At 44.3% G+C, this 25,805-nt stretch carries 20 protein-coding genes; 12 read left to right on the plus strand and 8 right to left on the minus strand.

Annotation, left to right across the window (positions count from 1 at the left end; translation table 11 throughout):
• Positions 1-59 precede the first annotated feature (59 nt).
• The 5 genes from L0659_RS20720 (at position 60) to L0659_RS20740 (ending at position 6,603) form a co-directional block, all read left to right on the plus strand.
• Positions 60-1,067 (plus strand): phytanoyl-CoA dioxygenase family protein, encoded by a 1,008-nt coding sequence (locus tag L0659_RS20720; protein WP_235128486.1) that lies wholly within the window; start codon positions 60-62, stop codon positions 1,065-1,067.
• A gap of 103 nt (positions 1,068-1,170) precedes the next feature.
• A complete protein-coding gene (gene gldG, locus L0659_RS20725) occupies positions 1,171-2,823 on the plus strand; it encodes a gliding motility-associated ABC transporter substrate-binding protein GldG (protein WP_235128487.1) in 1,653 nt (550 codons plus the stop codon).
• Positions 2,824-2,930: 107 nt separating this feature from the next.
• A complete protein-coding gene (gene dnaN / locus L0659_RS20730; RefSeq protein WP_234606011.1) occupies positions 2,931-4,055 on the plus strand; it encodes a DNA polymerase III subunit beta in 1,125 nt (374 codons plus the stop codon).
• A gap of 254 nt (positions 4,056-4,309) precedes the next feature.
• Complete coding sequence (locus L0659_RS20735) at positions 4,310-4,684, plus strand: BlaI/MecI/CopY family transcriptional regulator (protein ID WP_235128488.1); 375 nt, start codon at positions 4,310-4,312, stop codon at positions 4,682-4,684.
• Positions 4,685-4,686: 2 nt separating this feature from the next.
• Positions 4,687-6,603 carry a M56 family metallopeptidase gene (locus tag L0659_RS20740; RefSeq protein WP_235128489.1) on the plus strand — a complete coding sequence of 639 codons (1,917 nt, stop codon included), beginning with the start codon at positions 4,687-4,689 and terminating at the stop codon, positions 6,601-6,603.
• Between the two features lie 61 nt (positions 6,604-6,664).
• Here L0659_RS20740 and L0659_RS20745 read toward each other — a convergent pair whose 3' ends face one another.
• Both L0659_RS20745 and L0659_RS20750 read right to left on the minus strand, forming a co-directional pair.
• The gene (locus L0659_RS20745; protein WP_235128490.1) at positions 6,665-7,732 is read right to left on the minus strand and encodes a ferredoxin--NADP reductase; all 1,068 of its coding nucleotides are present in this window, start codon (positions 7,730-7,732) and stop codon (positions 6,665-6,667) included.
• A gap of 96 nt (positions 7,733-7,828) precedes the next feature.
• Entirely contained in the window at positions 7,829-9,058 is a 1,230-nt protein-coding gene (locus tag L0659_RS20750; protein WP_235128491.1) for a pyridoxal phosphate-dependent aminotransferase, read from the minus strand.
• A 197-nt stretch (positions 9,059-9,255) separates the two neighbouring features.
• On the opposite strand from L0659_RS20750, the gene L0659_RS20755 reads away from it, so the two are divergent.
• Both L0659_RS20755 and L0659_RS20760 read left to right on the plus strand, forming a co-directional pair.
• Positions 9,256-9,474, plus strand: a complete 219-nt coding sequence (locus L0659_RS20755; protein WP_235128492.1) for a hypothetical protein — start codon at positions 9,256-9,258, stop codon at positions 9,472-9,474.
• A complete protein-coding gene (locus tag L0659_RS20760) occupies positions 9,464-9,931 on the plus strand; it encodes a type II toxin-antitoxin system VapC family toxin (RefSeq protein ID WP_235128493.1) in 468 nt (155 codons plus the stop codon). Before L0659_RS20755 ends, L0659_RS20760 begins: the two co-directional genes overlap by 11 nt.
• Here L0659_RS20760 and L0659_RS20765 read toward each other — a convergent pair.
• A complete protein-coding gene (locus L0659_RS20765; RefSeq protein WP_235128494.1) occupies positions 9,928-11,091 on the minus strand; it encodes a hypothetical protein in 1,164 nt (387 codons plus the stop codon). The two genes, L0659_RS20760 and L0659_RS20765, sit on opposite strands and share 4 nt — an antisense overlap.
• Before the next feature lie 193 nt (positions 11,092-11,284).
• Positions 11,285-12,496: an NADP-dependent isocitrate dehydrogenase gene (locus L0659_RS20770; RefSeq protein WP_235128495.1), complete on the minus strand. Its 1,212-nt coding sequence runs from the start codon at positions 12,494-12,496 to the stop codon at positions 11,285-11,287.
• Positions 12,497-12,652: 156 nt separating this feature from the next.
• Between L0659_RS20770 and L0659_RS20775 the strand changes: the two genes are divergently transcribed.
• A complete protein-coding gene (locus L0659_RS20775) occupies positions 12,653-13,234 on the plus strand; it encodes a 5-formyltetrahydrofolate cyclo-ligase (RefSeq protein WP_235128496.1) in 582 nt (193 codons plus the stop codon).
• 153 nt (positions 13,235-13,387) lie between these two features.
• Positions 13,388-14,398, plus strand: a complete 1,011-nt coding sequence (locus L0659_RS20780) for an aspartate-semialdehyde dehydrogenase (protein ID WP_235128497.1) — start codon at positions 13,388-13,390, stop codon at positions 14,396-14,398.
• Between the two features lie 58 nt (positions 14,399-14,456).
• Here L0659_RS20780 and L0659_RS20785 read toward each other — a convergent pair whose 3' ends face one another.
• Positions 14,457-15,674 (minus strand): NADH-quinone oxidoreductase subunit D, encoded by a 1,218-nt coding sequence (locus tag L0659_RS20785; protein ID WP_235128498.1) that lies wholly within the window; start codon positions 15,672-15,674, stop codon positions 14,457-14,459.
• 3 nt (positions 15,675-15,677) lie between these two features.
• A complete protein-coding gene (locus L0659_RS20790) occupies positions 15,678-17,195 on the minus strand; it encodes a glycoside hydrolase family 10 protein (protein WP_235128499.1) in 1,518 nt (505 codons plus the stop codon).
• A gap of 380 nt (positions 17,196-17,575) precedes the next feature.
• Between L0659_RS20790 and L0659_RS20795 the strand changes: the two genes are divergently transcribed.
• Positions 17,576-19,390, plus strand: a complete 1,815-nt coding sequence (locus tag L0659_RS20795) for a glycogen synthase (protein ID WP_235128500.1) — start codon at positions 17,576-17,578, stop codon at positions 19,388-19,390.
• A gap of 50 nt (positions 19,391-19,440) precedes the next feature.
• Here L0659_RS20795 and L0659_RS20800 read toward each other — a convergent pair whose 3' ends face one another.
• Both L0659_RS20800 and L0659_RS20805 read right to left on the minus strand, forming a co-directional pair.
• Positions 19,441-19,839, minus strand: coding sequence for a type II toxin-antitoxin system VapC family toxin (locus L0659_RS20800; protein ID WP_235128501.1), 399 nt, complete (start codon positions 19,837-19,839; stop codon positions 19,441-19,443).
• On the minus strand, positions 19,839-20,072 hold the full coding sequence (locus tag L0659_RS20805; RefSeq protein ID WP_235128502.1) for a hypothetical protein: 234 nt from the start codon (positions 20,070-20,072) through the stop codon (positions 19,839-19,841). Before L0659_RS20805 ends, L0659_RS20800 begins: the two co-directional genes overlap by 1 nt.
• A 125-nt stretch (positions 20,073-20,197) precedes the next feature.
• Here L0659_RS20805 and prmA point away from each other — a divergent pair, with 125 nt between their 5' ends.
• The gene (gene prmA / locus L0659_RS20810) at positions 20,198-21,028 is read left to right on the plus strand and encodes a 50S ribosomal protein L11 methyltransferase (protein ID WP_235128503.1); all 831 of its coding nucleotides are present in this window, start codon (positions 20,198-20,200) and stop codon (positions 21,026-21,028) included.
• 11 nt (positions 21,029-21,039) lie between these two features.
• Complete coding sequence (locus L0659_RS20815; protein WP_235128504.1) at positions 21,040-25,719, plus strand: hypothetical protein; 4,680 nt, start codon at positions 21,040-21,042, stop codon at positions 25,717-25,719.
• Positions 25,720-25,805 lie beyond the last annotated feature (86 nt).

Below are 25,805 nucleotides of genomic sequence, written 5' to 3' on the forward strand. Positions count from 1 at the left end.
CACGCCAGATAGTTTTGATTATATTTGGTAACATCATATTTTCTTTAACCCATTACAACATGAGCATTGTTCAGCGCGTCATACGCAAGGCCGAATCTCTTAAAGACCATTATTTCCCTTTAAAAGAATTTGACTCTTCTACGCTCCCCTGGATTGACAAGCCTGGTGCCAACATTGCCGACTATCTGGCAAAACATCCGCCTCGAAACAAAGTGCCATACAACATGGCTGAAAAGCTCGAAAACTGGGAACAAAAAGGTTACGCCGTTCTCGAGAATGTTATCCCGGAAGAAATGATCGATAAATTCTGGGGCGATTTTCAGGAGCTGGTGCAAAATCCGGATAAATATGACCTTTCTGTCCGCATTGATCTGGATGAATTCAAGCCAAATCAGGAACGTAACATTAAAGAATTTCCCAAAGAAGCATTGTTGGGCAAATATGTGAAGATCAACGACTTCCATAATTCCTCGGTGGCCGGGAAAAAGCTGATGACGCATCCTTCCATTGTTTCATTTCTGGAAGCGATTTTTAATCAAAAAGTCGTGGTCATGCAAAGTCTGGTGTTCATGTATGGAAGCCAGCAACCTACGCACCAGGATTTTCCCTGGGTAACAGCCAAGATTCCAAGTCATCTGGCCGCAGCGTGGATCGCTTTGGAAGACATTAAGATTGATTCAGGCCCGCTTTATTACTACATTGGCTCACATAAAATGCCAAAATTTGACTTTGGAAGTGGTATTTTGTTCAAAAAAGACTCAACCAAATCACCGCTCGAATTTGCTCAGTATCTCGACAAAACGTGCACAGAACATCAATATCCAAAAGAAACATTGCTCATTAAGAAAGGCGATGTGCTGATCTGGCACGCGGCGCTCGCGCATGGCGGATCAATGATCACCAATCCGGACCAAACCAGAAAATCGTTCGTTTGCCACTATTCTACTGAACAAGCATTGCCTTATCACCGGAATTTTGTGACCCAGGAGCCTGTCAAACAAGAGTATAATGGTGTTTACATTTACAATAACCCTGTTTTCCCCCAATCTGAGGATGTGTTGAAATAATTAATAACCAATTCATTTTTGGTTTTTTATATTTTTGCAAAAAATGGACGTTTATACTGGACACAGCATCGTCCATTTTTTGTTTCTAATCCAATCTCCCTGAATGAAAAATACAGCACTCCGGTTTGTCTTGATTGTAGGTTTGCTCGCCGGAGTAAACTTTTTAGCTTCACAATTCTTCTTTCGGTGGGATCTTACAGCGGATAAGCGTTACAGCATTTCGGATGCTACAAAGCAGCTTTTAGGTGAGTTGGATAAAGACATTATTGTCAATGTTTACTTAAATGGCGATCTGCCCGCTGGTTTCGAACGGTTGGAAAGCGCGACGCGGGAAACATTAGAGGAATTTAAAACCTACTCAAACGGTCATCTGATCGTCAACTACTCGGACCCTTCCGAGGCAACCCGTGAAGAGCAAAGGCAAAAGCAATATTTAAATTTGGTCGACAGAGGGTTAACACCCACAAATGTCTTTGCACATGAAGATGGTAAGCGGACAGAAAAGATCATTTTCCCTGGCGTTATCGTTCAGGCGGACACATTATCCGTGCCGGTACAGCTCTTGAAAGGAAATAAATCCAGCTCTCCCGAAGAGCAGCTCAACCAGTCTTATGAAGGCGTAGAATTCGAAATTGCATCCGCAATCAGGCTGTTAGGCAATCAGGAACATAAAAAAGTGGGGCTCGTTGTGAGCCATACCAAAATCTCGCCGGCGAGACTGAGCGATTTAATCGCGACCATTCAGCAGAGCTACGACGTGTTCCTGGACATGAATAACCCCGAGTCTTATGAAGGACTGGACGCATTGCTTGTGCTGAAACCCGACAGCGCTTTTTCGGACGATGAAAAATATAAGCTAGACCAATACATTGTGGGAGGAGGTAAAGCACTTTTCTTCATTGATGGCGCGCGGGTGGACAGCGTTAGTCTGGATGGAAATTATGCCCAGCCACAGGATCTTAACCTGAATGATCTGTTTTTCAAATGGGGTGCGCGTGTTAACACGAACCTTGTTAAGGATTTGAAGTGTGCAGAAATCCTGTTGAATGTTGGTAATATGGGTGATAAACCCGAGATCCGGCCAATGCCCTGGCGTTTTTTCCCGTTGCTTAATAATTTTGGTCAGCATACAATCACGAGGAACCTTAATGCTGTTTATACCAGATTTTTAAGTTCTATTGACACGGTTGGCGGCGCTCCGGAGATTAATAAAATTCCATTGCTGATGACTTCCGGTTACACGCAGGTGGTTAATGCGCCTGCGCTGGTTGGTTATAATGAAGCGAGAAAAGATCCGGATCCAGCAACTTACAATAATGGTGAAAAATTGGCGGGCGTGCTCTTGGAAGGATCGTTCACTTCTCTTTTTGCTAACAGGATTTTGCCGGGAGATCCGCGTGCTGCAAAATTTAAATCCAAAGGAAATCCGGCGAAAGTAATCATATGTTCGGACGGCGATCTGATCGTGAATAATTATGATTATAAAAGGAATGCGCCGCTTCCGCTCGGCTACGACCGCGTAACAAAACAGACATTCGGAAACAAGGACTTCGTGATGCACGCCCTCGATTACATGACAGATGCCAACGGATTGATCAAAGCCCGCAACAAACAGATCGATATCCGGGCATTGGACAAAATCCAGATCCAGGAAAGCAAGAAATTCTGGCAGGCACTTAATTTACTGCTGCCAATCGCTTTGATCGGCATTTTCGGAGCATTACGTTATTATTTCCGGCTTCGAAAATTCAGTTGATAGAGGCTGCTTCGTCGGTTATTTTTCATACTTTTGTCCCCTACAAAACAGATTTTCGAAATCTGTGATTCTATAAATTTATCATCTAAACACTTACGTCACGAATTATGAAGTTTGTCGTTTCGTCATCAGTTCTATTAAAACAGCTGTCTGCTATAAACGGTGTCGTTTCAACGAACCCAATTGTGCCTATTCTCGAAAACTTCCTTTTATCACTGGAAGGAAATACATTAACGGTGACGGCCTCCGACCTTCAAACGGTGATGATTACTGAAATTGAAGTGGAATCGTCCGAAAAAGGAGCCATCGCCATTCCTGCAAAATTATTGCTGGACACGCTGCGCGGGCTGCCTGAACAACCGATTACATTGCAGGTAAACAGCGAAACATTTGGAACGGAAATCATTTCTGACAATGGTCGCTATAAGCTGTCAGGCGAAAATCCGATTGATTTCCCGAAAACACCAGCCGTTAATCGCGGTCAATCCGTAGACTTTTCTTCGTCGTCCTTAGGCGCAGCCATTGCAAATACATTATTTGCAACAAGCACAGACGATCTACGTCCTGCTATGACGGGTGTTTTTGTTCAAATGGGAACTGAAAACGCAACTTTCGTGGCAACAGACGGTCACAGGTTGGTAAGATATCGCCGCACAGACATTAAGTCGGAAGTGGACACGTCGATGATCATTCAGCGCAAAGCATTGAACTTGTTAAAATCATGTCTTCCGTCTGAGGATCTGCCGGTTAAAGCTGAATTTACTTCCAGCAATGCATTTTTCAGCTTTGGAAATATCCGTATGATCTGCCGTCTGATCGACGAGCGGTTCCCAGATTATGAAAATGCAATTCCTACCAATAATCAAAATACGCTTACGATTAACAGAATGGAAATCCTTAGCTCGCTAAGACGTATTTCCATTTATTCCAACAGAACAACGCACCAGGTTCGCCTGAAAATGTCGTTAAACGACCTCGTTATCTCTGCGGAAGATTTAGACTATTCTAATGAAGCAAACGAGCGCTTAATGTGCGAATACAATGGCGACGACATGGAAATCGGCTTCAATGCTAAGTTCCTGATCGAAGTGTTAGGTAACCTTTCAAGCAAAACAATCACATTCGAATTATCCGCTCCAAACCGCGCAGGTCTGATCATCCCGGTTGATCAGGAAGAGAATGAAGATATTCTGATGTTGGTGATGCCGGTGATGTTGAATACTTACGTGTAGACTAGATTTCCCCCAACGCTTTGAGGGATTGAATAATAAGATATGCGCAATGCAAAGTCCCATTAGGGATTTAGGGGTTTAAATACCCAAACGAAACATCCGGCTAGGTTAGCCGGATGTTTCGTTTTTACCCTCTCAATCAGCTCTTTAAGTTAATTTAACATCTTACTACGAAAAAAATCGTAGTTAAGCCTTGCATGTACGATTTTTTTCGTAGACATTTGATACGAAGATTATCGTATAACATTCTCGCCATGTATATTAAGCCAACCGATTCCGAACTGGAAATTTTAAATTACTTATGGCAAGCCGGGCCGAGTACGGTTCGTGCTGTTCATGATGCTTTGTCTGCAACCAAAGATGTAGGTTATACAACCACATTGAAGCTGATGCAAATCATGCATGACAAAGGACTTTTATATCGTACAGAGCAGGGACGATCACATATTTATGTGGCGTTACTTGGAAAAGAGGAGACACAGCAAAACTTGTTGGGTAAATTAGTGGAGACTGCTTTTCAAGGATCAGCGGCGCAAGTGGTAATGCAAGCGCTGGGGAATCACTCGACTTCGAAAGAAGAATTAGATGAAATACGTGCGTTATTAAACAACCTCGAAAACAATCGTTAGCCATGAAACTTATCCAAAACCTTCTTTCTGACGCAGCCATTACTTGCTTTGGATGGACATTGATCCATTCGATTTGGCAAGGGGCATTCATCTTGTTCATCGCTTTCGCAGCTTTTTACCTGCTTCGTCGTAAATCTGCCAATTTGAAATACATTGCCGGCGTCGGTTTTATGTCGGCCCAGGTTTTCGTATCCGTACTTACATTTATTTATTATTATTTTAAAGCAACCTCAGCGCCATTAGCGGGTGCAGCAACTTTTGCAAAATCTGCTGGAATTATGCATTTGGCCAGTTCAACCGTAAGCTTCGCAACCAACTACAAACTTCCCCTTTCCTTTAAGGTGCAACTATGGTTGTCTGCTCATTTGAACGAGCTTGTCGTTTGCTGGCTTATCGGCGCGGCATTTCTTCTTTTGCGATTTGCGGGCGGTTGGATTTTCACAGAAAGATTGCGCGCCAAAGCTAACATTGTAATGGACAGGGAATGGCGGGCACGTTTCGGTGTAATTACTGCTAAGATGAACATTACACAATCCGTTGAATTTCGGGAGACGGCAAAAATTGTCACGCCCATGGTCATCGGCGCTTTCAGTCCGGTTGTATTAATTCCGATCGGGTTGCTATCCGGGTTTTCAACTGCACAAGTCGAGGCGATTTTAGCACATGAACTGGCGCATATCAGACGTAATGATTATCTGATCAATATGTTGCAATCATTCGTGGAAGTTGTTTTCTTCTTCCATCCTGCCATCTGGTGGCTATCGGACCGCATCCGTGCTGAGCGTGAACATTGCTGCGACGACATTGCGCTGGCTGTTTGCGGAGATAAAATGTCACTGGCGCATGCACTCGTAAAAGTGGCTGAATGGCAGGCAACGCCTCGTATGGCAATGGCTTTTGCTTCAAAAAAACCATTGCTATTACAAAGAGTGCAGCGGGTGCTCGGACTTCAAACCAAACCTTCGAGGACATTCGGAAACTTCCCGATCATGCTCGTTGCTTTGAGTTTGGTGATTGGCGTTTCCATGTATGCTGTTGCCCAAAAAAGCGAAAAGGAAAAGGCGAAGAAATCGGTACAGCATGCTGCGAAGAAAAAGCAGTCGACACATAAATTTAAATCAAGCGGCCAATCGATCTCAGAAGCAAGCGACATCGACGCTGATGTTGAACTGGCCGAAATCGGAATCCCGGACATCGACATGGCAGAATTTGAAATCCCGGAATTTGAAATCCCTGATATCGATCTCGCTGGTATGGCGGATGTTCCATTTATGAACGACTCGACGCAGAAGAAAATGAACGAGATCCATCGCAAGTTGCAAGCGCTTCAAGCTGAGATGGAGCCATATAATCAGCGCATTGAAGAAATCAATCTGGAAATGGAAAAATACCGTTTTGATGTTGAGCGTGTGGAGAGAAATATGGAAAAACTCGAATGGAAGAAGGAAGGCGCAATGGAACTGCGCGAAGATCTGATGGAAAAAAGATCGTCTCTTCTGGAAAGGTCCCGGTCTGACGACGCCAAAACAAATGAATCGGAGCTGGAAAAGCAACTGAATGATTTTGAGCAGCAAATCAAAGTGCAGGAACAAGCCATCTCAGATTTGAATGCACAAATCGCCTCCACAAGAAAAGAAACATTAAAAGCCGAAGAGCCTATCCGTAATCTTGAAAAAGAGGTTGAAGGACTTCGCGAAAAAATGGAGTCTATCAGTGAGAAAATGGGCATTGAATCACTTGGTCTTGCTAGATATGAAGCCAGATCCATTCCAAAAGTAAGGGTTGTCCAAGGCGCGCGTCCGGCGAAAACGACCACAATCCGCCGCGGACAAGCACCACCGCTACCACCGCCTGCTCCTGCTTCTGCCAAGCCGGCAAAAGCCCCTGCGGCACCGAAACCTCCCATTCCAAACAAATAGGTCAAAAATAAAGCGGACAATGTGATCATTGTCCGCTTTATTTTTGACCTGCTATTCTATATTATTCCACCTCAATGATCACATCATCGCTCATTGGATGACTTACGCAAGTCAGAATGAAACCTTCTTTTAATTCTGCTTCGGAAAGGGCGTCTTCCTCATCCAAATGCACTTTTCCGGACGTACACCTGCCCAAACAAGCTGTGCACATGCCCGCCTGACATGAGTATGGCAAGTCGATGTCCATATTCAATGCTGCTTCCAGCACTGTTTCGTGCGGTTTTACGGATAGCTTATATTCCGCGCCTTCATAAAACAATGTGATTTCGCGGGTTTTTAATGTGTCATCTTCCTCTTCCAAAGTCACTTCGCCCGGTTGTGCAGCAGTTGCTGTCATAAAGCTTTCCTTCCGAATCTTGTTTTCAGGAACGGCTAAAATTGCCAATGCACGGTGCGCTTCTTCCATCATATCTTCCGGTCCGCATAGGAAAAATTCGGCTTCGGACTTATTCAATGTTGGCAGTTTCTCAACGATTTTAAGCAAATGGCTTTTATTCAACCGTCCCTTCTCCCCTTCCCAGTTTTCCGAAGGCTGGCTTAATGTATGCACCACTTTTAAGCGCTCACCATATTTGGCCTGCAATGCTTCCAGCTTATTTTTGAAGATAATGCTTTCTTCATTTCTGCTACCATAAATAAGGAAAACCTCGCTTTCCGGCTCCACCATCAATATTGATTTCAAAATAGAAAACAATGGTGTAACGCCACTTCCGGCCCCTATAAAGACAACTTGCCGCATCTGGTCATCGCTCTGTTTTGGAAAAAATGCGCCCATAGGCTCCATAACCTCCAATGTATCGCCTACTTGAATGGAATCAAGCAACAAATTGGAAGCGTAACCACCCGGAACCCTTTTGATTGTAATGGCTAGGGAAACATCCGTGTAAGGCGAGCTCGACATGGAATAGGAACGCCTGATCTTCTTATCATCAGCCGGCAAAAGTAAAGTCAGGAATTGTCCCGGTCGGTAAGCCACCACCTCATTTAGCGGGTGCCAAAAATGCAGCGTAGAAGCTTCCTCAGTCTCTTTCTCAATTTCCTTAACCTTCAAAAAATAATACTTACTCATTGATATAATGTTGCGATGAACGGCCAATTCCGCTTGCCGGGGAATACAAAAGCCTCACAGGTAACACCTATGAGGCTTTTATGATTTCAATTTTTATTATTTTAAAGTCGCAACCGCGTCTTTAATCCGCTGAACTGCTTCCACAAGTGCTTCATCAGCAGCAGCCGTTGAAATACGAATGCAATCCGGTGCGCCGAACCCTGAACCGGCCACTGTCGAAACATATGAATTGTTTAGCAGCCAGTTAGAGAAGTCGTCTGAGTCATTGATCTGTGTTGTCCCATCTGATTTTCCAAAATAATAGCTTACGTCCGGAAACGCGTAGAACGCTCCCTGGGGCATATTAACTTTAAATCCTGGAATTTCTCTCAGCAGACCAACAACCAGATCACGACGACGTGCATATGCTTTTGTCATCTCGATAGAAGGTTCCATAGGGCCGTTGAATGCAGCTGTTGCCGCTTTTTGGGCGATGGAATTTGTTCCGGATGTAACCTGGCCCTGCAATTTTTCAACGCCATCGGCGATCCATTTCGCAGCAGCCGTAAACCCGATTCTCCATCCCGTCATCGCATAACCTTTTGCAACACCATTCACAGTGATCACGCGATCCTTCAATGCTGGAATAGAGCCAATGCTGAAATGTCCTTCGTCTGTAAAGTTGATATATTCATAGATTTCGTCAGCCAGAACGTACACATCTTCGTGTTTTTCGATCACTGCTGCGATTTCTCTCAATTCTTTTTCTGAGTAAACTGCTCCCGTTGGATTGTTTGGAGAAGCATACATTACGATTCTTGTGCGTGGTGTGATAGCCGCTTCCAATTGCGCTGCGGTCACTTTGAAATCATTATCAAAAGCACCATTGACAATAACTGATTTACCCTCAGCCAGTTTCACCATTTCGGAATAACTAACCCAGTAAGGTGCAAAGATGACAACCTCATCGCCCGGATTGATCAAAACCTGGATCACATTAGCCAGTGAATGTTTCGCCCCTGTTGAAACGACTATATTCTCCGGTTTCCAATCTATATTATTGTCGCGCTTTAACTTATCCGCAATTGCCTTTCTCAGATCAGGATAACCTGCAACGGGTGAATAACCGTGAAAACCATCGTCGATGGCCTTCTTAGCAGCCTCGCAAATGTGTGCGGGCGTCTTAAAATCCGGCTCTCCAACGCTCAGACTGATTACTCTATGGCCTTGTGCGGCCAATTCACGCGCCATTTTCGTCATCGCAAGCGTCGAAGATTCTTCGAGTGCGTTGATCCGGTCGGCCAATAACCGGGGTGCAACCTGGGTTTGCTCTGCTACTGCGGACATTGCAACAAATAATTTAGTTAAAGAAGGTACTGCGATCTGTATGAACAAATTGCCCGCAAAGGTACGTGTTTTTTAGAAGTTGTATTGTGTAATGCGAAGAAAGATTATTGAGAAAGTTGTTAAGGATCTGGCTTTACCTTCAACCAAAGCCGGGAATAGTGACTATTATTTATTAAATTTGAAAAAACACAGTCCTGATGAATGCTTTAAGACTTATCGAAAAACCTCAAAACAGGGAGATCAAGATTTCGCTTCCTGATTATTTTGATGACGATATGGTCGAAGTAATTATCCTTTCATTGGAGAATAAGGAGACAGCTTCTCAAAATTCCCGCTTTAACACTGCTCAACAATATCTCGATCGATCTAAAAAATCCTCATTTGATCCAGATAAGTTTGACCCCCATGAGCAGTGAAATAACACGCATTTTTGTTGACAGTTCTATATTGGTAGAGTTTAAAAAACGTTCCCGTCCGGAACTGCTTCTCCACTTTCTAACCTTCCCCAACTTAGAACTCCTGGTCAATCCAATCGTTTTGAGCGAATATACGTTTTATCTCCTTGCCATTGAGGGCGAAAAATCGCCTCGCTCTGTTAAAGAAAGTCAGGAGATACGACATATCCTGGATCATGACCAGCCGGAAGAATTCCTCTCTATTTTTAAAGTCTTACAAAACGGAAATGAGATAATTCCTTTGTACCTGAGGATGATGCGGCGATATAATCTTTTACCTAATGATGCCTTGATACTATCTTCTTGCAAGCTTCATAATGTTAACGCATTAGCAACATTTGATAAGACCGATTTCACCCAGGCCTGCCAGATGGAAAACATTCGGCTCATTCAGGACATTTCCGATCTCCCCGGCTAAAACACCTCCCCCAAATTCACAAACAACCCCCTAGACCCATTCATTCCAAACCCATAATCAATAGCAACATTCGCCCTGGATTTTTTGTTGACTTTAATTCTTAGTCCGACGCCTCCGCCGGGGGCTATTTTGGTGAAGTTGTTGGCGGGCCAGTTGGAGACGCTTTGGGCGTTGCCGAAAACTACTGCTCCTATCAGGCCGTTTTGAGTGAGGGACATGCGGTATTCTGTTTCAAAGTAGAGCAATTTCGGACTGCGGAAGCGGCCTTGAATGTAGCCGCGCCCCATGGCAGTGGCCGGGTCCCAGCCGGTGCTGGGAAGATCGAGATAGGGCGCCTTGCCGCTTACAACCAGCCAGTTATAATTCCAGAATGCGAGTGTGTTTCTGCTGCCTTGCGGGAGATTGAAGTATTTTCGGATATCAACAACAACTGAATTCCAGTTACTCGTGCTATTAAGCTTTTTAAGGCTCGACCGATATTGGACGCTGGTGTAAAAGCCTTTTTCTGGATTGATGGAGTTGATGCGGTTGTCGTAAACCAATGTGGCAACCGGCCCGGACGAGATTGATTTCGGTGTTAGCCCGTATCTGGTGACGTCTGCATTGCTGTCTTCCTGAAGAATCTTCCAGCGATAGTCGTAAAAATACCCGATTCCGGCATAAAATGACTCTGTTACTTTCTTCAAAACCGTTTGATGCAGCCGAATGTGCTTGTAATCGATCTTTGAGGCATTACTTACTTCACTGTTTGGTCCGAGTCCATACGTGTCTTGCGGATATTTGAAATAACGCCAATCGGTCAGGATATTAAGGTCATTATCCCGCGTCCAGATGCTGGCCTGGAGGGGAATGGTGATTTGTTTGTATTGGGTGTAAATGAAGTTTGCAGTAATGCTCGATAACCTCGTTTTATGCGGATTGCTGGAATAAAATGCAGAATTCACATTCATCGACCCGATTAAACCGGAGGTTAAGGTATACCCGAACGCCGGAACAATGGAGAACAGAACCTTCCCCGTTTTCAAAACCGTATCCACTTTTACCGAATCCTGGCGATGCTTTTTACGCAGGCCTTTGAGTACATCGATAATGTCTTTTTGCAAAACAATCTTTTCGACAGAATCTGCCTTAGCAACAGGCTTATGGTCAGAGATTTGCATGGGACGGCTATACAATTTCAGACCTGTGAGCGACAGGCACAGAAACAGCAGCCATATGCGTAGAAAATTGCGCTTCAATGTATTGATGGGGGTAACATTTGTAATAAATCCTATTATACCAAAATGATACCTAAACAAAAACGCCACCGATCCGCAATGAATCAGTGGCGTTTTGTAAACAATTATAAATGGATTAAGCCAATGCAGCTTTCAGATTTTCATCAATTGCGTCAAGGAATTCCTCAGTATAAAGGTAATGTTCGCCGTGTTTCACGTCGTTTCCGTGAATGTTCACCGCAAGATCCTTGGTCATTTTTCCACTTTCAACCGTTTCAATACACACTTTTTCAAGGGCAAGGCTGAAATCGATCAATGGTTGGTTTCCATCCAATTTACCACGGAAAGCCAAGCCGCGTGTCCACGCAAAAATAGACGCGATCGGGTTGGTAGAAGTTGGTTTTCCTTTTTGGTGCTCGCGATAGTGACGTGTTACCGTTCCGTGCGCTGCTTCCGCTTCCATGGTTTTGCCATCTGGTGTTACCAGAACAGAAGTCATCAGACCCAATGAACCGAAACCTTGTGCAACTGTATCTGACTGAACGTCACCATCATAGTTTTTACAAGCCCAAACGAAGTTTCCTTCCCATTTCAATGCAGAAGCAACCATGTCATCGATCAAACGGTGCTCGTAATGCACTTTTCCTGCGTAATCGCTTTCGTAAACTTCCTGGAAAATGTCTTTGAAGCGACCGTCGTATTTTTTAAGGATCGTGTTTTTTGTAGAAAGATATAATGGCCATCCCTTGTCCAATGCCACATTGAAACAAGCATAAGCAAATCCACGGATGGACTCATCAATGTTGTACATTCCCATCGCAACGCCCGGGCCTTTGAACTGATACACTTCGTGCTCAATCACATTGCCATCTTCGCCTTCAAATTTAATGGTAAGCTTTCCTTTTCCAGGAACAACAAAATCAGTTGCTTTATATTGATCACCAAATGCGTGACGTCCAACGATGATAGGCGCAGTCCAGTTTGTTACCAAACGAGGCACATTGCTCATTACGATAGGCTCACGGAAAACGGTTCCGTCCAAAATATTGCGGATTGTTCCGTTTGGTGATTTCCACATTTGTTTCAGGTTGAACTCCTTCACGCGGTCTTCATCCGGTGTGATCGTAGCGCATTTGATACCCACACCATATTCCTTAATCGCATTCGCTGCATCTATGGTAACCTGGTCATTCGTTTCATCGCGGTATTCCACGCCCAAATCGTAATATTTGATATCCAGTTCCAGGTATGGCAGAATAAGTTTTTCTTTAATAAACTTCCAGATAATTCTGGTCATTTCGTCTCCGTCAAGCTCCACTACGGGATTTGCAACTTTAATTTTGCTCATGTCTTGTTTATAAACTATGGTTAAAGAATTTAAAATGCGAGCGTGAAAGTACGAACAATAGCGTAAAAAGGCGAAAAAAGGACAACATTGTTAAGGAGTTAACTTTGGCGGCTAAGACCTAAATTTTGATATTGCCAAAAGAATTAAAACACTCAAATGATGGATAAGGCAACATTGCGTAAGGATTTTCTTTTAAAGAGAATAAGTCTGACGCCGGAGGAGGCCGCCATTAAAAATGATCTTATTTGTCGAAATGTGCTGGAATCGCTCACATTAAGCGGCACGGAAAACATTCACATTTTTTTACCCCAAATAAACAAAAAGGAAATCGACACCTGGAACATTATCAGGCAGTTACAGATTGCCTTTCCTAACATCCGCATTGCAGTTCCTTACGTAATCCCGAAAACAAAGGAAATGGAACACTATATTCTCAACACACAAACCCATCTGATCACCAACCAGTGGGGCATTCCTGAACCCGATCCTTTGACTTCTCAAACTATTCCGGTTCAGGAGATTGACCATATTTTTATTCCCCTGCTGGCTTTTGATGAGCAAGGTTACAGAGTCGGTTATGGTGGCGGATATTATGATCGGTTTTTAGCTAAATGTCGGCCCGATGCGGTTAAAACGGGACTTTCATACTTCGGACCTGTTGCTAACATTAGCGATGTTGATATTTATGACATTCGCATGGATGCCTGCATAACACCTGAAAAAACCTGGTTTTGGTAATGCATTTGGCTTTCTTGGCCGGAAGTTCAATGCTTAAAATGTAAAAATCCACATTCATTCTAAAATTCCTCGTAAATTTGCGGCACTTTTCACCTGCTCAGGCAGTGCAAAAGCAAGATCAATTTTCTATTCACTTTTTATCTTAATGCTAGAATGAAAATCGCAGTAGTAGGCGCTACCGGTTTGGTAGGCGGCGAAATCCTCAAAGTGCTCGAAGAGCGTAATTTCCCGGTGACGGAATTATTAGCCGTTGCATCTGAAAGATCTGTTGGTAAGGAAGTTACATTCAAGGGTAAACAGATAAAGGTGATCGGATTTGAGGAAGCCATTGCAGCCAAACCTGAGATAGCGATATTTTCAGCTGGCGGCGGCACATCCTTGGAGCTTGCCCCAAGATTCGCAGAAGCCGGCATTACAGTAATCGATAATTCCTCGGCATGGAGAATGGACCCGACCAAAAAACTGGTTGTTCCTGAAATCAATGCGGGTGAATTGACGAGAGAAGATAAAATCATTGCAAACCCAAACTGCTCAACCATTCAAATGGTGGTGGTTTTGAATCCTTTGCATCAAAAATATAAGATCAAACGGGTTGTCGTTTCCACTTACCAGTCTGTAACCGGAACGGGTAAGGCGGCAGTTGACCAGCTTTTTTCGGAACGCGCCGGCGATCATAGCAAAGGAAAAGTCTACCCGCACCAAATCGACCTGAATGTGTTGCCGCACATCGATGTGTTCCTGGATAACGGCTACACGAAGGAAGAAATGAAAATGACCAATGAAACGAAAAAGATCATGGGCGACGACAGCATTGCAGTAACTGCAACGACGGTTCGTATCCCAACGATCGGTGGTCACTCTGAGGCGGTTAACATTGAATTTGAAAACGAATTTGATATTGACGAAGTGCGTCAGATTCTGAGCGAGGCGGAAGGTGTGATTTTGCAGGATGATCCTAAAAAAGCACTTTACCCAATGCCATTAACCGCTCACGGAAAAGACGAAACTTTCGTAGGCCGCATCCGCCGCGACGAATCGCAGCCTAAAACATTGAACTTGTGGATTGTAGCGGACAACCTTCGCAAAGGAGCAGCAACAAATACAGTTCAGATTGCCGAGTTTTTGGCCAAGCATGATTTGGTAGGCGTTGCGCAGGCTGTTTAAGTTTAGAAAAAAATAGGAGAGAAAGAAGGAGCTGCTGAAAGGCGGCTTCTTTTTTGCCCTAGCGATCCACTTCCCCCATCACTACGTCTATTGAACCAATAACCGCCACCAGATCCGCCAATAATGATCCTTTTGTAATTTCACCAATCACCGAGAGGTTATGAAAGCAGCATGACCTAGCCTTGCAGCGGATTGGGACATCGGAACGGCCGTCGGATCGGAAAAAGAAGCCCAGTTCGCCTTTCGGGCTTTCTCCCCGAACGTAAAAATCCATTGCTTTCGGGCGGATTTTCTTGGGTACAACGGCTTGTGGATCGAAGTCGCGGGTGCGTTTGAAATTTCCGGTGAGCTGTTCCAGACTTTGCTCAATGATCTTCACAGATTCCCAACATTCAACCACACGAACCCAGGTCCTGTCCCAGCAATCGCCTGTTGTGCCCATAGCGCCTTCTCCAATGGGGATTTCAAAATCCAGCTCGGGATAAACGGAGTATGCATCCACTTTTCTGAGATCATACCGCAAACCCGAACCGCGTAACATTGGGCCTGTGCAACCGTAATTAATGGCAACGGGCAACGGCAGGACGCCAACATTGGCTGTGCGTTGGATAAAGATTTTATTGTCGACTACGAGTTGCTGTAACTCTGTCAATTTGGGTTTCAGATATTTGATAAATTCCAGGCAGCGTTCCTCGAAACCAACGGGCAGATCGTAAAATAATCCGCCTATCCAGATATAGTTATAAAGCATTCGGGCGCCGCAAGTCCATTCCAGCAAGCGCAGGATTTGCTCCCGGTCGCGCATCATCCACAGAAAAGGCGTATAAGCACCAATGTCCATGGCGTAGGTTCCTAATGCTACAAAATGTGAAGCCAACCGGTTTAATTCCGCAACAACAACCCGGATGTATTCAATGCGTTTTGGGATGTCGTTTTCAATGCCCAGCATCCTTTCCACACCCATTACATAGGCATGCTCAGAATTCATAGCAGCCACATAATCCAGGCGGTCTACATAAGGTATAACCTGGTTAAATGGCAATGATTCTGCATGCTTTTCGAAACACCTGTGCAAATATCCGAGGTGCGGAACTACATCCACGATAATCTCACCGTCGGTAACCACTTCTAAACGCAAAACACCATGAGTACTAGGATGTTGCGGACCCATATTCAACACCATTTCCTCGCTACGAAGTGTTTCGGAGTTATATTTTGTTGGTACTGAAACCGCCAGATATTCAGGTTTATATTCGTATTGAATTGTATTGCTCATATGCTAAAATCTCACAAGCTTTTGATCGTGGACTTCCACTTTTAACGGCCCAATCGGGCGTCCTTCGTTATGCAACCGGTCGACTGCCGTAACATAATATATGTATCGTTTTCCTGCCTCGGCCGTCATGTCTACATATCTTTCACCCTCATAACACATGCCGATAATGCGCCTCGGGTCATGCGCTGTTGCCTTTTCATCCGGCCCAAAACGATAGATTACATAATACCAGGCCAAATCACCATCAGACGCAGGCTCTGGCCGTTCCCACGTCAGTTCCAGGCCCTTTGTCAGCAATGTTGCTTTTAAACTTCTTGGGGATAATGGTGCAATGCGGTCTTTCCAGGGCATGGTAGGAACCAGCGAAGGATAACGGAAAAAATCGCGGCGGAGCGAATCCACAAAACCCAGGCTATTGCCTCTTAAAGAACGGGAACTGAAAAAGATCGCCCCGTCAGTCTCGGTTTCCCTGAAATAACGGACTTGATTAGGAATCTCGAGGGGGTTATTCCAATGTTTGTCCCTATCCTTATTTCCGACGCGGTAAGCGCCCATTCCTATATACAAATGTCTGTCGTAAGAATTCTCTGTCCACCAATCGACCAGGTTTTTATACGGAACACGTGAAAATCCGGAAGAAAAATAAACCTGCGGCGCGATGTAATCGACCCACCCTTCCTTGATCCAGCGCCTGCTATCAGCGAAAAGATCATCATAGGAAGCCAGTGCACCATAGGTTTTGGACCCTTCCGCGTCGCGGTCTTTATTTCGCCACACCCCGAAAGGACTGATCCCGAATTTCAGCTTTGGCTTCACTGCTGCCAGCCCGTCGTGAATTTGTTTAACCAATAAATCAATGTTGTGCCTTCTCCAATCTGCTTTGGTGGCAAAACCTTCTCCATATTTTTGATACGTTGCCTCATCCTGGATAACTTGCCCGGGCGCGGCGTACGGGTAGAAATAATCGTCAAAGTGGATCCCGTCAACATCATAATTTTTGGCCACATTCACCGTCATATCCGTGATAAACTGCCTTACTTCCGGAATCCCGAAATTAAAGAGTTTGTATCCATCATAGCTCAGGATCCACTCGGGATGTATTTTACTGACATTATCGGCTGAAACGCTGGTTGAAGATTTGTGTACAAGCCGGTTTAAGTTAAGCCATGCATGAAATTCGAGCCCGCGCTTATGGGCTTCTGTAATCATATAATCCAACGGGTCCCACATCGGGAATGGCTGCCTTCCCTGCCGCCCCGTCAGCCATTCCGACCAGGGCTCAGGACTTTTAGCGTAGAATGCATCACCGGCCGCCCGCACTTGTACGAATACGGCGTTCATCCCTACTTTTTTATGGAAATCAAGAAGCGCCGAAAACTCCTGTTGCTGTTCCTCTGGTATAAGATTTTTGCTGCTAGGCCAATCAATATTATCAACAGTAGCGATCCAAACTGCCCTGAATTCCCTTTTTGGAGGTAAAATTTCTTCAGTTTCGGCACTTTGGGCAATACAACTTTCCATTATAAACAGAAGGAATGTAAAGGAAAGCGCAACTATTTTAATTTTTTTCACTATCTAACCAATGCAAAATGTTAATCCAACCAAAGTAACGTAATTTGGAACAAAGTTAGCCGAGAACCGTCTTAAATTCATGTCATGAGGGTTTCATTTGGCTTTGTCCGAGGACATATTAATATAAGCCACATTCTTGACTTTGTTATATTTTGAGCGTGCAGACGCTGATTCTACTTTGTTAGAGGACAAAGAAACAAACAATGGATTGTTGTAATTCTGAATAATTTTTCTGCATATTTATTGTGTAATTACAAGGATTTTTGTGACTTAAAGAAAACAACAAGCTTTGCAAATGCAGCTAATAACGTTTAAACCTACATCCCGTATTGGAACCATTTGTCAAAACCACTAAGAAAAACGTCCTGTTTGAAATTGCATGGGAGGTTTGTAATCAAGTTGGAGGAATTTATACTGTAATACGGACCAAGGTCCCTGCAATGGTAGAAAAGTGGGAAGATAACTACTTTTTGCTAGGCCCATATTTCGAGAAAAAAGCGTCATCCGAATTTGAAATAATTGCTGATCTGGAAGATTCGCCTGCCGGCCGCGTCGTGAAACGCATGCGCGACATGGGCTATAATGTTTTTTATGGCTATTGGCTGGTTACAGGAAAGCCGCGTGTGATCCTTTTTGACCTGGAAAGCATTGCACATGAGTTGGATACCATTAAATTTAATCTCTGGGAACGCAGCCGTATTCCGACCATTAATGTTGAGCCGCTGGTCAATCAAACACTTTGTTTTGGCGAATTTGTACGGTTGTTTTTAAAGGAGTACGCCGAAGAAAATGCGAAGCGCGAAGAAATTTATGCCCAGTTCCACGAGTGGATGGCCAGCAGCGGCCTGCCGGATCTGAAACGGGATAATGTCAAAATCGCAACCACATTTACGACCCACGCCACCATGCTGGGCCGCTATCTGGCGCAGAATGTAAGCGGATTTTACAGCAAGCTCCCCTTCTTTGACTGGGAACAGGAAGCCAAAAATTACGGGATTCTCGCACAATGTTCGGTTGAACGACAAGCAGCATTAAGCGCGCATGTTTTGACAACGGTAAGCGATGTTACAGCACGTGAATGTGAGGTTTTCCTCGGCAGGATGCCGGATCTGGTGACGCCTAATGGTCTGAATGTCGTGCGTTTTCAGGCAGTCCATGAATTTCAGAATCTGCATTTAAAGCATAAGGAGCGCATTCATGAATTTGTGCTGGGACATTTTTTCCCGAGCTATTCATTTGATCTGGATAAAACGCTTTATTTCTTCACTTCGGGCCGTTACGAATATAGTAATAAGGGTTATGACCTCACGCTGGAAGCATTGGCGAGGTTAAACTGGAAAATGGTGCAGGCTAATATGGATATGACGGTCGTGATGTTCATTGTGACCAAACAGCCTTATTACTCCGTTAACCCGGATGTTTTGCAATCAAGAGCTGTTTTAAATGAGTTGCAGGAGACCTGTACAGCCATCGAAAAAGAGGTTGGCGAAAAGCTTTTCCTGGCAACAGCCTCAGGTGCAGACCATAAAATGCCAGATCTTAACAATTTCGTTGATGAATATTGGAGATTAAGGCTCAGAAGGACCATTCAAACCTGGAAAACAGACAAATTGCCCGCTTTCGTCACGCATGATCTGAAAGCAGAAGACGGCATTACAGAATTTTGCAAGACGGCAAATCTTGTCAACAATGAGCGTGACCGCGTAAAAATCGTCTATCACCCCGATTTTATTTCCTCAACAAACCCACTTTTCGGGCTTGATTATGGACAATTTGTCCGGGGTTGTCACTTAGGCGTCTTCCCGAGTTACTACGAACCTTGGGGTTATACGCCGCTGGAATGCGTCGTTCGCGGTGTGCCGACGGTGACAAGCGATCTTTCCGGATTTGGGGATTACATTATGCAGATCATGAGGGATTACGAAAACCGCGGCATTTATGTAATCAACCGAAAATCTCAAACATTCACACAGGCCGCCGACCAGCTCGCCGATATCCTCTTCAAATTCGTAAGAATGCAACGCCGCGACCGCATCATGCAGCGCAACCGCGTCGAAAACATTTCAGACGTGTTCGACTGGATGAATTTAAGATCATATTACGATACCGCGCATGATTTAGCCGCGAAGCGGCGGAAGCCTTGATGATAATAATGGAGAAGCGCGCTTATGTCTTAATGATGTGAGCGCGTTTTTTATGCTTCAACGAGTTGAATCACATCGCCGTAAAGTTTGAAATTGAGATCGGCTGAGATAATTGAAATGTTTTCAGCATACGCTGTTGCTAGCAAGAGACGATCAAATGGATCTCGGTGATGAGCATATAACGGAATCTCTTTGTAAGCGATTATGTGCTTTAATTTCAATGGAATGATTTGAAACCCGTCTGTAATAATGATTTGCTGCAATTCCTCAATCGCGATTTGTAATTCAGGAAGCTTATTGATCTTTTGCTTTATTGCAATTTCAAGAAGGCTTAATTGGGAAATGTAGATTTGACCTGACGATAGGCGCTTCAAAATGTCAGCGCTGAGTTTGTCGGGAGAAATAAGAGACCAAATGAGAATTTGAGTATCTATTAAATATCTCTGCATTACATGTAGTCTTTCAGATCATCCATAGGATCATTAAAGTCATCAGGAAGTCTCAATCCCTTGTTAGCCAAACTTCCCAAAATTACTCCAAACCTAGGCTTTTCGTCTAAAAACACGCTTTCATCTTTTTCATCCATAAACAGAATTACGACCTCCGATTTTTCGATGGAAGGCGGCGTTTCTGTGAATTTCAGTTCACCATTCTCGTAAATTCCTTTAACGGCAGTATACATAAGAGATAAGCTTTATCCTAAATTTACACATAATAGGCGTCAGTATCCAAAAAGCCTACTATATTAATCAATACGGATAAGGGTCGGATGATATTGTGGCCTTAAAAATCAAAATTTAGTGGAACATGAATTACATAGAAGTTGATCTTAAAGTTGACCCGGATTTTTCGGAAATATTGATGGCGGAGTTGGGGGAGGCTGGGTTTGAGTCTTTTGTGGAGACGGATGAGGGGCTTTTGGCCTATATTCAGGAAAATGATTTTGATGCACAAAACTTGCACGATCTTACTGCCAAATACCTGGAATTAACGACAATAGCGGCGACGTGGAAATCGTTAGAAAGAAGAAATTGGAATGAGGAGTGGGAAAAAAGCTACGAGCCAATAGAAGTTGGTGACCAAATCCGGGTGAGGGCCACCTTTCACGAGCCGGACCCTGCATTTAAATACGATTTGCTGATCCAGCCGAAAATGTCTTTTGGTACAGGACACCACGAAACAACGTGGCTCGTGATGAACGAGCAGCTAAGTTTGCCAAATGAAGGATTGGCTGTAATGGACGTGGGTTGTGGAACGGGAATCCTGTCGATTCTTGCTTCGAAATTAGGCGCAACGCATTTACTGGGTTTTGACATTGATGAATGGGCCGTTGAAAATACCAAGGAGAATTTTTTAATGAATAATCTGGGTTCAGAGGCTGAGGTTTTCCAGGGAACAATCACTGAGGTGCCTGAGGAGCGCATGTTTGGCGGCATTCTGGCAAACATCAACAGAAATATATTATTAAGCGAAATACCCGCTTACGTGAAGCATTTGCAGCCCGGCGGCTGGCTGGTAACAAGCGGATTTTATGAAACAGATCAGGCTGATATTGAGCAATGTGCATTTGAAAACGGTTTAACTAAGATCAATTCCAATACCCGGAATCAATGGGCCTGTGTTGTATTTAAAAGTTGAGAAACAAACAAATGAGGATACTTCGTACTGCGTTACTTTTCTGCATTCTGGCATGGGCGGGCTCAACCGCGTCTGCTCAAAACCTAAAACTTTCGGATGATCCGGGGCAGTTTATGGTGCAATTGCGCAAACTCATGGACGGCAGCCGCAACCCGCAATACATTCGATCCACCGCGCAGCTCGACAGCGTGTGGATGTCTGCGCTGAATGCTTCCCAGCAGACGAAGTTCATCAACATTGTTAAGACACAGATCTCCAAAGGCCAGAAAGCAGGGCCTGTCATGTTCCTCTTAATTCGGAATACGCATGCATTTGCGAAGCAATCCCCCGAAAATCTGGAAGGATTCCTGAGCCTTGCGGCTAGTTCCGGAGAGAAATATGATGGTAAAACATTGCAGAAAGTGCTGGAAACGGTCAGGACGATTAATGAGACCAATAAACTTTACGCTGCGAATTATAACTCACTTTACCTTTTAAACGGAACCTATAAATATCGTTTTGACACCACGAATGCGGTAACAGCGAATACAGAGGCAAATGTTGCCGCTGCTAATGACAGCTGGGACACGCCGGTTGACTCGAATTATGTAATTACACCCAAATCCAATCCGCTGCCTGCCATTACCGGCGCTTTAATGGATTTGCAGAATGCCACATTTGCCATGGTTACGGCGGGTGATTCGGTTGTTTTTGGGCCGGCTAATGGCAGTGTTTCGCTCAAAGACGGAATTTTTGTAGGTAAAAGTGGCAAGCTCAACTGGCAGGCCGCCGGGGACTCGTCGATCTACGCCGATCTGGACAGTTATTCCTTTAATATTTCCCAACCCAAACTTGTAGCGGAGAATGTGACGCTGCACAGCGACGCACAACTTGCCGCGCCGATCAAAGGAACGCTCGAATATCGCGGCGTTAAGAAAGTAAAAGGCCAGCCTGCTCCCTATCCGCGTTTTGTTTCTAACGGAATTGACGCCCGGTTGAAAGATACGCGCAAGAACATTGATTATAAGGGTGGTTTCGCATTGATCGGGACGGAAATGTATAGTTCGTCATTGAGCGATCTTCCATCAACAATCAAGGTAAAATATAAGGATAAGCTCGCTTTCACGGCTCAGAGCAAGAAGTTTGAATTGAAAGATTCGGTCATTGCTGCCTCCTTTGCGACCTATTCCATGCCGCTCGGCGGCGATTCGCTGTATCATCCGGGTGTGACATTCAGGTATAATGATGACGAAGGATTGGTAAAATTAGGCCGCGTTGAAAGAACGGATTACGCGCCACTTCCCTATAAAGACACTTATCATAAAATGAACATCTGGTCGCAGGCGATGCGGTGGCGGTTTCCGAATGATAAGGTTGAATTTTTCCGCATTAATGGTAAGCAGGTTGCTCCTGTAAAGCTGGAATCATTGGATTATTTCAAAAAGGAGCGTTTTAAAGACATTAGTAAAGAATATGGATTCCAGCCGCTGATTATGGCTGCCAATTATACGCAGACGGAAAAAAAATCAGCATTCCTAGCGGATGACCTTGCGCGGAAGTTTAAGCAGAAACCCGAAATCATGCGTAATGCGCTGCAAAGGCTTACGCTCGAAGAATATTTTATCTACAATAAATCAACGGATGAATTTGGGTTAAGTAAAAAAGGGATCCTGTTTGTGCTGGCAAACCTGGATAAGGCCGATTATGACAACTTCCAGGTAACTTCTCAGTTTACAGCCAATGACGAAACTGCTAATGCCACGATCTATCTGCCTGATACAATGCTTACCGTTATGGGTGTTTCGCGGTTCGTGGTCAGTGATTCGCTGAAAATCTACGCAGTTCCTCAGGATAAAAAACTGATCATTGGTAAAAACAGGAATTTCACATTAAACGGCCAAATGGTCGCCTCCAACTATCAGTTCAGGGGGCAGAACATCAAATTTGACTACAACCAGTTCTTTGTGAACGTTGCCCCTTCCGATTCCATCACATTTACGCCGAGGGATAAGTTTGCGAAAGGGCAGAAAGGCGAAGTGGGCGGTCACGTGAAATATGAAAAAGGGGGAACATTCTATTTGAGTGATCCGAAGAATAAATCCGGGCTGCAAAAAGGGGTTAAGAAATCACCGCGATTGGTTGTTGAGGAAGGGATGATGGTTTATTTTGATCAACCTGAGCGCGGAACTGTCGTTTATCCGAGAGAAGTCAATTTCAAAATTCCCAAGATCGATATGGGCGGTCTGGATGAGCGCGATGTGATTTTTGAAGGAACATTCAATGCAAATGGCATCATTCCCAACATTCAGACGGTCCTGAAAAGCATGCCGGACAACTCGCTTGGGTTTGAATACAAGCCGCCGGTGACGGATATGAAGCTTTACGAGGGAAAAGCACTGGCGAAATTTACGGATACGCTGACGATGGACAACACAGGTTTGCATTCCAAAGGGATTTTGAAATACTTATCTGCTTCCATGACTGCGAAGGACATGTTGCTTACAGCCGATTCCTTAATGGCATCCGGAGAAGTGGCAAGCATTAAAGAAGCAACCATCGGAAAGGGCTATTTTCCGGCTGTTCAGTTAAAGGATTATGCATTGAAATGGTATCCTAATACAGACAGTATGTTCATCAACACGCAAGGCAAATCGTTTTCATTTTACAATGGAACAACCAGCTTGGAAGGCGGGCTTTTGCTGCGTTCTACGGGATTATACGGAAATGGAAAATTGAAAAGACCTGATTCTGAGCTTTCTTCGCCTGATATTAAGTTCAACAAGGATGGTTATCTGGCCAATCGCTCCGAATTTGCAATCAATAGTGTTGACCAAAAATCGACAAAAAAGCTGCTTACCGGTAAAAATGTAAACATTGATTTCAACTTCAAAACCGGCATTGCCAACTTCTTAACGGACGAGACGGGCTTTGGCTCCGACTCATCCGGGATGGAAATCCCAACTGCTTCTTACAAGACATTGATCGGAAGCGCAAAGTGGGATATGACTAAGAAAACGATCCTGATGAAAGGGTTTGGCGAAACCTCATCTTACACATCGATGGATCCGGATCAGGAAGGGCTGACATTCAATGGATCTGAGGCGATTTATGATGTGGAAAAAGTGACATTGAATATTAAGGGCGTTCCTTTTATTCAAACTGCGGATGTGAAGATCATTCCGGATGGCGGATTGGTGAGTGTGGATAGCAAAGGAAAAATCGCTCCTTTAAAGAAAGCGCGCATTGAGATTGATACATTAAATACGTCCCACAGAATGCGCGATGCAGACATCCGCATCGATTCCCGTAACCATTTCGAAGGTTCGGCTACATACCAATATATCACGGCCAGAAAAGACACTTTCAATATCAAAATGCAGAATTTCGAATTGAGAGAAATTGGTGCGGCCGAGGAAGGCAAGAAAAAACGTTCTGACAATCAGGCTCCTTCAACTGTAAAATACTATACAACGGCCCGTGCAGACATTAAGGAGACCGAAAACCTGCTTCTTTCCCCTCGTATTCAATATAAAGGAGGAATTAACCTGATTGCCTATGAGCCTTCCTTGCAATTGGATGGGTTTGTGAAGCCAGTTATCAAATTCAGGAAGGATTTCCAGAGTTCGTGGATTGTCTATAAAGATGCGCCCGGTGAGACTGTGGCCATTAAAATTGATAAAGACCTGAAAAACGAGCACGACATTCCGCTTTCGGTGGGCTTGCATTATAATGAGGCAAAAGGAATGTATATGTCGTTCCTCTCGCCGAAGGATTCGGATGGGGACGAAGACATTTACCAGGCGCAAGGCGCATTGAACTATGATGAGGACGAAAAAGCCTTCAAAGTAATGCCGCCGCCAGGAGCTGATGGTTTAGTTGACGAGGCAAATGCATTGCGTTTTGATGACAAAACCGGACTCGCAACATTCTCAGGCCCGCTTAAACTAACTGGCGCCACCTGGCTGCAAGCTGTGGGAACCGGCGAAGCGCAGGTGGATAGTTCCAGGTTTTCATTTAATACAATGTTGTTGATGAAACTGCCCGCATTGGAACCTATTTCACAACCATTGGCTGCGAAAATTGTTGAAGTGAATCTCGAAGAGCAAAACAGCACAGCAGCCGATGATGATGCGGAGCAATTGAATAATAAGTTATCGGCACTAATCGGGCCGCAGGCTCTGGATGCGTACATTAAGCTTACTGCTGCGGGCTACAAACCACTATATGACGCTTCTCCGGCGCTGGACGTCCCTATGTTGCTGTCCAATGTAAATTTGAACTGGTCGGCTTCGCATGGTGCGTATTATTCGCAAGGTCCAATTGGCGTAGCGAATTTGGGCAGAAACAACATTAATGCGCAGATGGAAGGTGTTCTGGAGATCAGGCGTTCGGTGGATGGAGACGAATTCAGTTTGTTTTTACAGGCTTCGCCAGATGTGTGGTATTATTTTGATTACAAACTCGGAGAGCTTGGCGTAGTCTCGTCGCAGGTCGACTTCAATGATCAGATTACTGCAAAGTCGAAAAACGTAAAATCGAAGGATATGTCGCTGGTGTCGATCGGATCGGAGGAGAAAGATGCGTTTGTAAACCGGTTTGACGATTTCTACCAGCCGGCTGTTAAAAAAGCCAAATTGGCTGCTAAAACAACCAAGAAAAAAGTGGTTCCGGTGGAAAAAAAGAAAAAAGTGGAGCCTACCGAAGGATTTTGATGTTAATGTAGAATTCGCAATACTTAATGCTACAACTTGAAAAATCGCTTGTATAATGTTAGTTTTGTATCCGTTTTGCTTGTAAA

Origin of the sequence: Dyadobacter sp. CY347 (genome assembly GCF_021502655.1) — a bacterium.
Taxonomy (GTDB): domain Bacteria; phylum Bacteroidota; class Bacteroidia; order Cytophagales; family Spirosomataceae; genus Dyadobacter.

What these genes read in the sequence shown, in the direction of transcription:
- L0659_RS20800 (WP_235128501.1), bottom strand. Translation starts at nt 19,839, where the DNA reads ATGCAGAGATATTTAATAGATACTCAAATTCTCATTTGGTCTCTTATT.
- L0659_RS20750 (WP_235128491.1), bottom strand. Translation starts at nt 9,058, where the DNA reads ATGTCCGCAGTAGCAGAGCAAACCCAGGTTGCACCCCGGTTATTGGCC.
- L0659_RS20785 (WP_235128498.1), bottom strand. Translation starts at nt 15,674, where the DNA reads ATGAGCAATACAATTCAATACGAATATAAACCTGAATATCTGGCGGTT.
- L0659_RS20805 (WP_235128502.1), bottom strand. Translation starts at nt 20,072, where the DNA reads ATGTATACTGCCGTTAAAGGAATTTACGAGAATGGTGAACTGAAATTC.
- L0659_RS20755 (WP_235128492.1), top strand. Translation starts at nt 9,256, where the DNA reads ATGAATGCTTTAAGACTTATCGAAAAACCTCAAAACAGGGAGATCAAG.
- L0659_RS20760 (WP_235128493.1), top strand. Translation starts at nt 9,464, where the DNA reads ATGAGCAGTGAAATAACACGCATTTTTGTTGACAGTTCTATATTGGTA.
- L0659_RS20815 (WP_235128504.1), top strand. Translation starts at nt 21,040, where the DNA reads ATGAGGATACTTCGTACTGCGTTACTTTTCTGCATTCTGGCATGGGCG.
- L0659_RS20735 (WP_235128488.1), top strand. Translation starts at nt 4,310, where the DNA reads ATGTATATTAAGCCAACCGATTCCGAACTGGAAATTTTAAATTACTTA.
- L0659_RS20770 (WP_235128495.1), bottom strand. Translation starts at nt 12,496, where the DNA reads ATGAGCAAAATTAAAGTTGCAAATCCCGTAGTGGAGCTTGACGGAGAC.
- L0659_RS20720 (WP_235128486.1), top strand. Translation starts at nt 60, where the DNA reads ATGAGCATTGTTCAGCGCGTCATACGCAAGGCCGAATCTCTTAAAGAC.
- prmA (WP_235128503.1), top strand. Translation starts at nt 20,198, where the DNA reads ATGAATTACATAGAAGTTGATCTTAAAGTTGACCCGGATTTTTCGGAA.
- L0659_RS20745 (WP_235128490.1), bottom strand. Translation starts at nt 7,732, where the DNA reads ATGAGTAAGTATTATTTTTTGAAGGTTAAGGAAATTGAGAAAGAGACT.
- L0659_RS20765 (WP_235128494.1), bottom strand. Translation starts at nt 11,091, where the DNA reads ATGCAAATCTCTGACCATAAGCCTGTTGCTAAGGCAGATTCTGTCGAA.
- dnaN (WP_234606011.1), top strand. Translation starts at nt 2,931, where the DNA reads ATGAAGTTTGTCGTTTCGTCATCAGTTCTATTAAAACAGCTGTCTGCT.
- L0659_RS20780 (WP_235128497.1), top strand. Translation starts at nt 13,388, where the DNA reads ATGAAAATCGCAGTAGTAGGCGCTACCGGTTTGGTAGGCGGCGAAATC.
- L0659_RS20790 (WP_235128499.1), bottom strand. Translation starts at nt 17,195, where the DNA reads ATGGAAAGTTGTATTGCCCAAAGTGCCGAAACTGAAGAAATTTTACCT.
- L0659_RS20740 (WP_235128489.1), top strand. Translation starts at nt 4,687, where the DNA reads ATGAAACTTATCCAAAACCTTCTTTCTGACGCAGCCATTACTTGCTTT.
- gldG (WP_235128487.1), top strand. Translation starts at nt 1,171, where the DNA reads ATGAAAAATACAGCACTCCGGTTTGTCTTGATTGTAGGTTTGCTCGCC.
- L0659_RS20775 (WP_235128496.1), top strand. Translation starts at nt 12,653, where the DNA reads ATGATGGATAAGGCAACATTGCGTAAGGATTTTCTTTTAAAGAGAATA.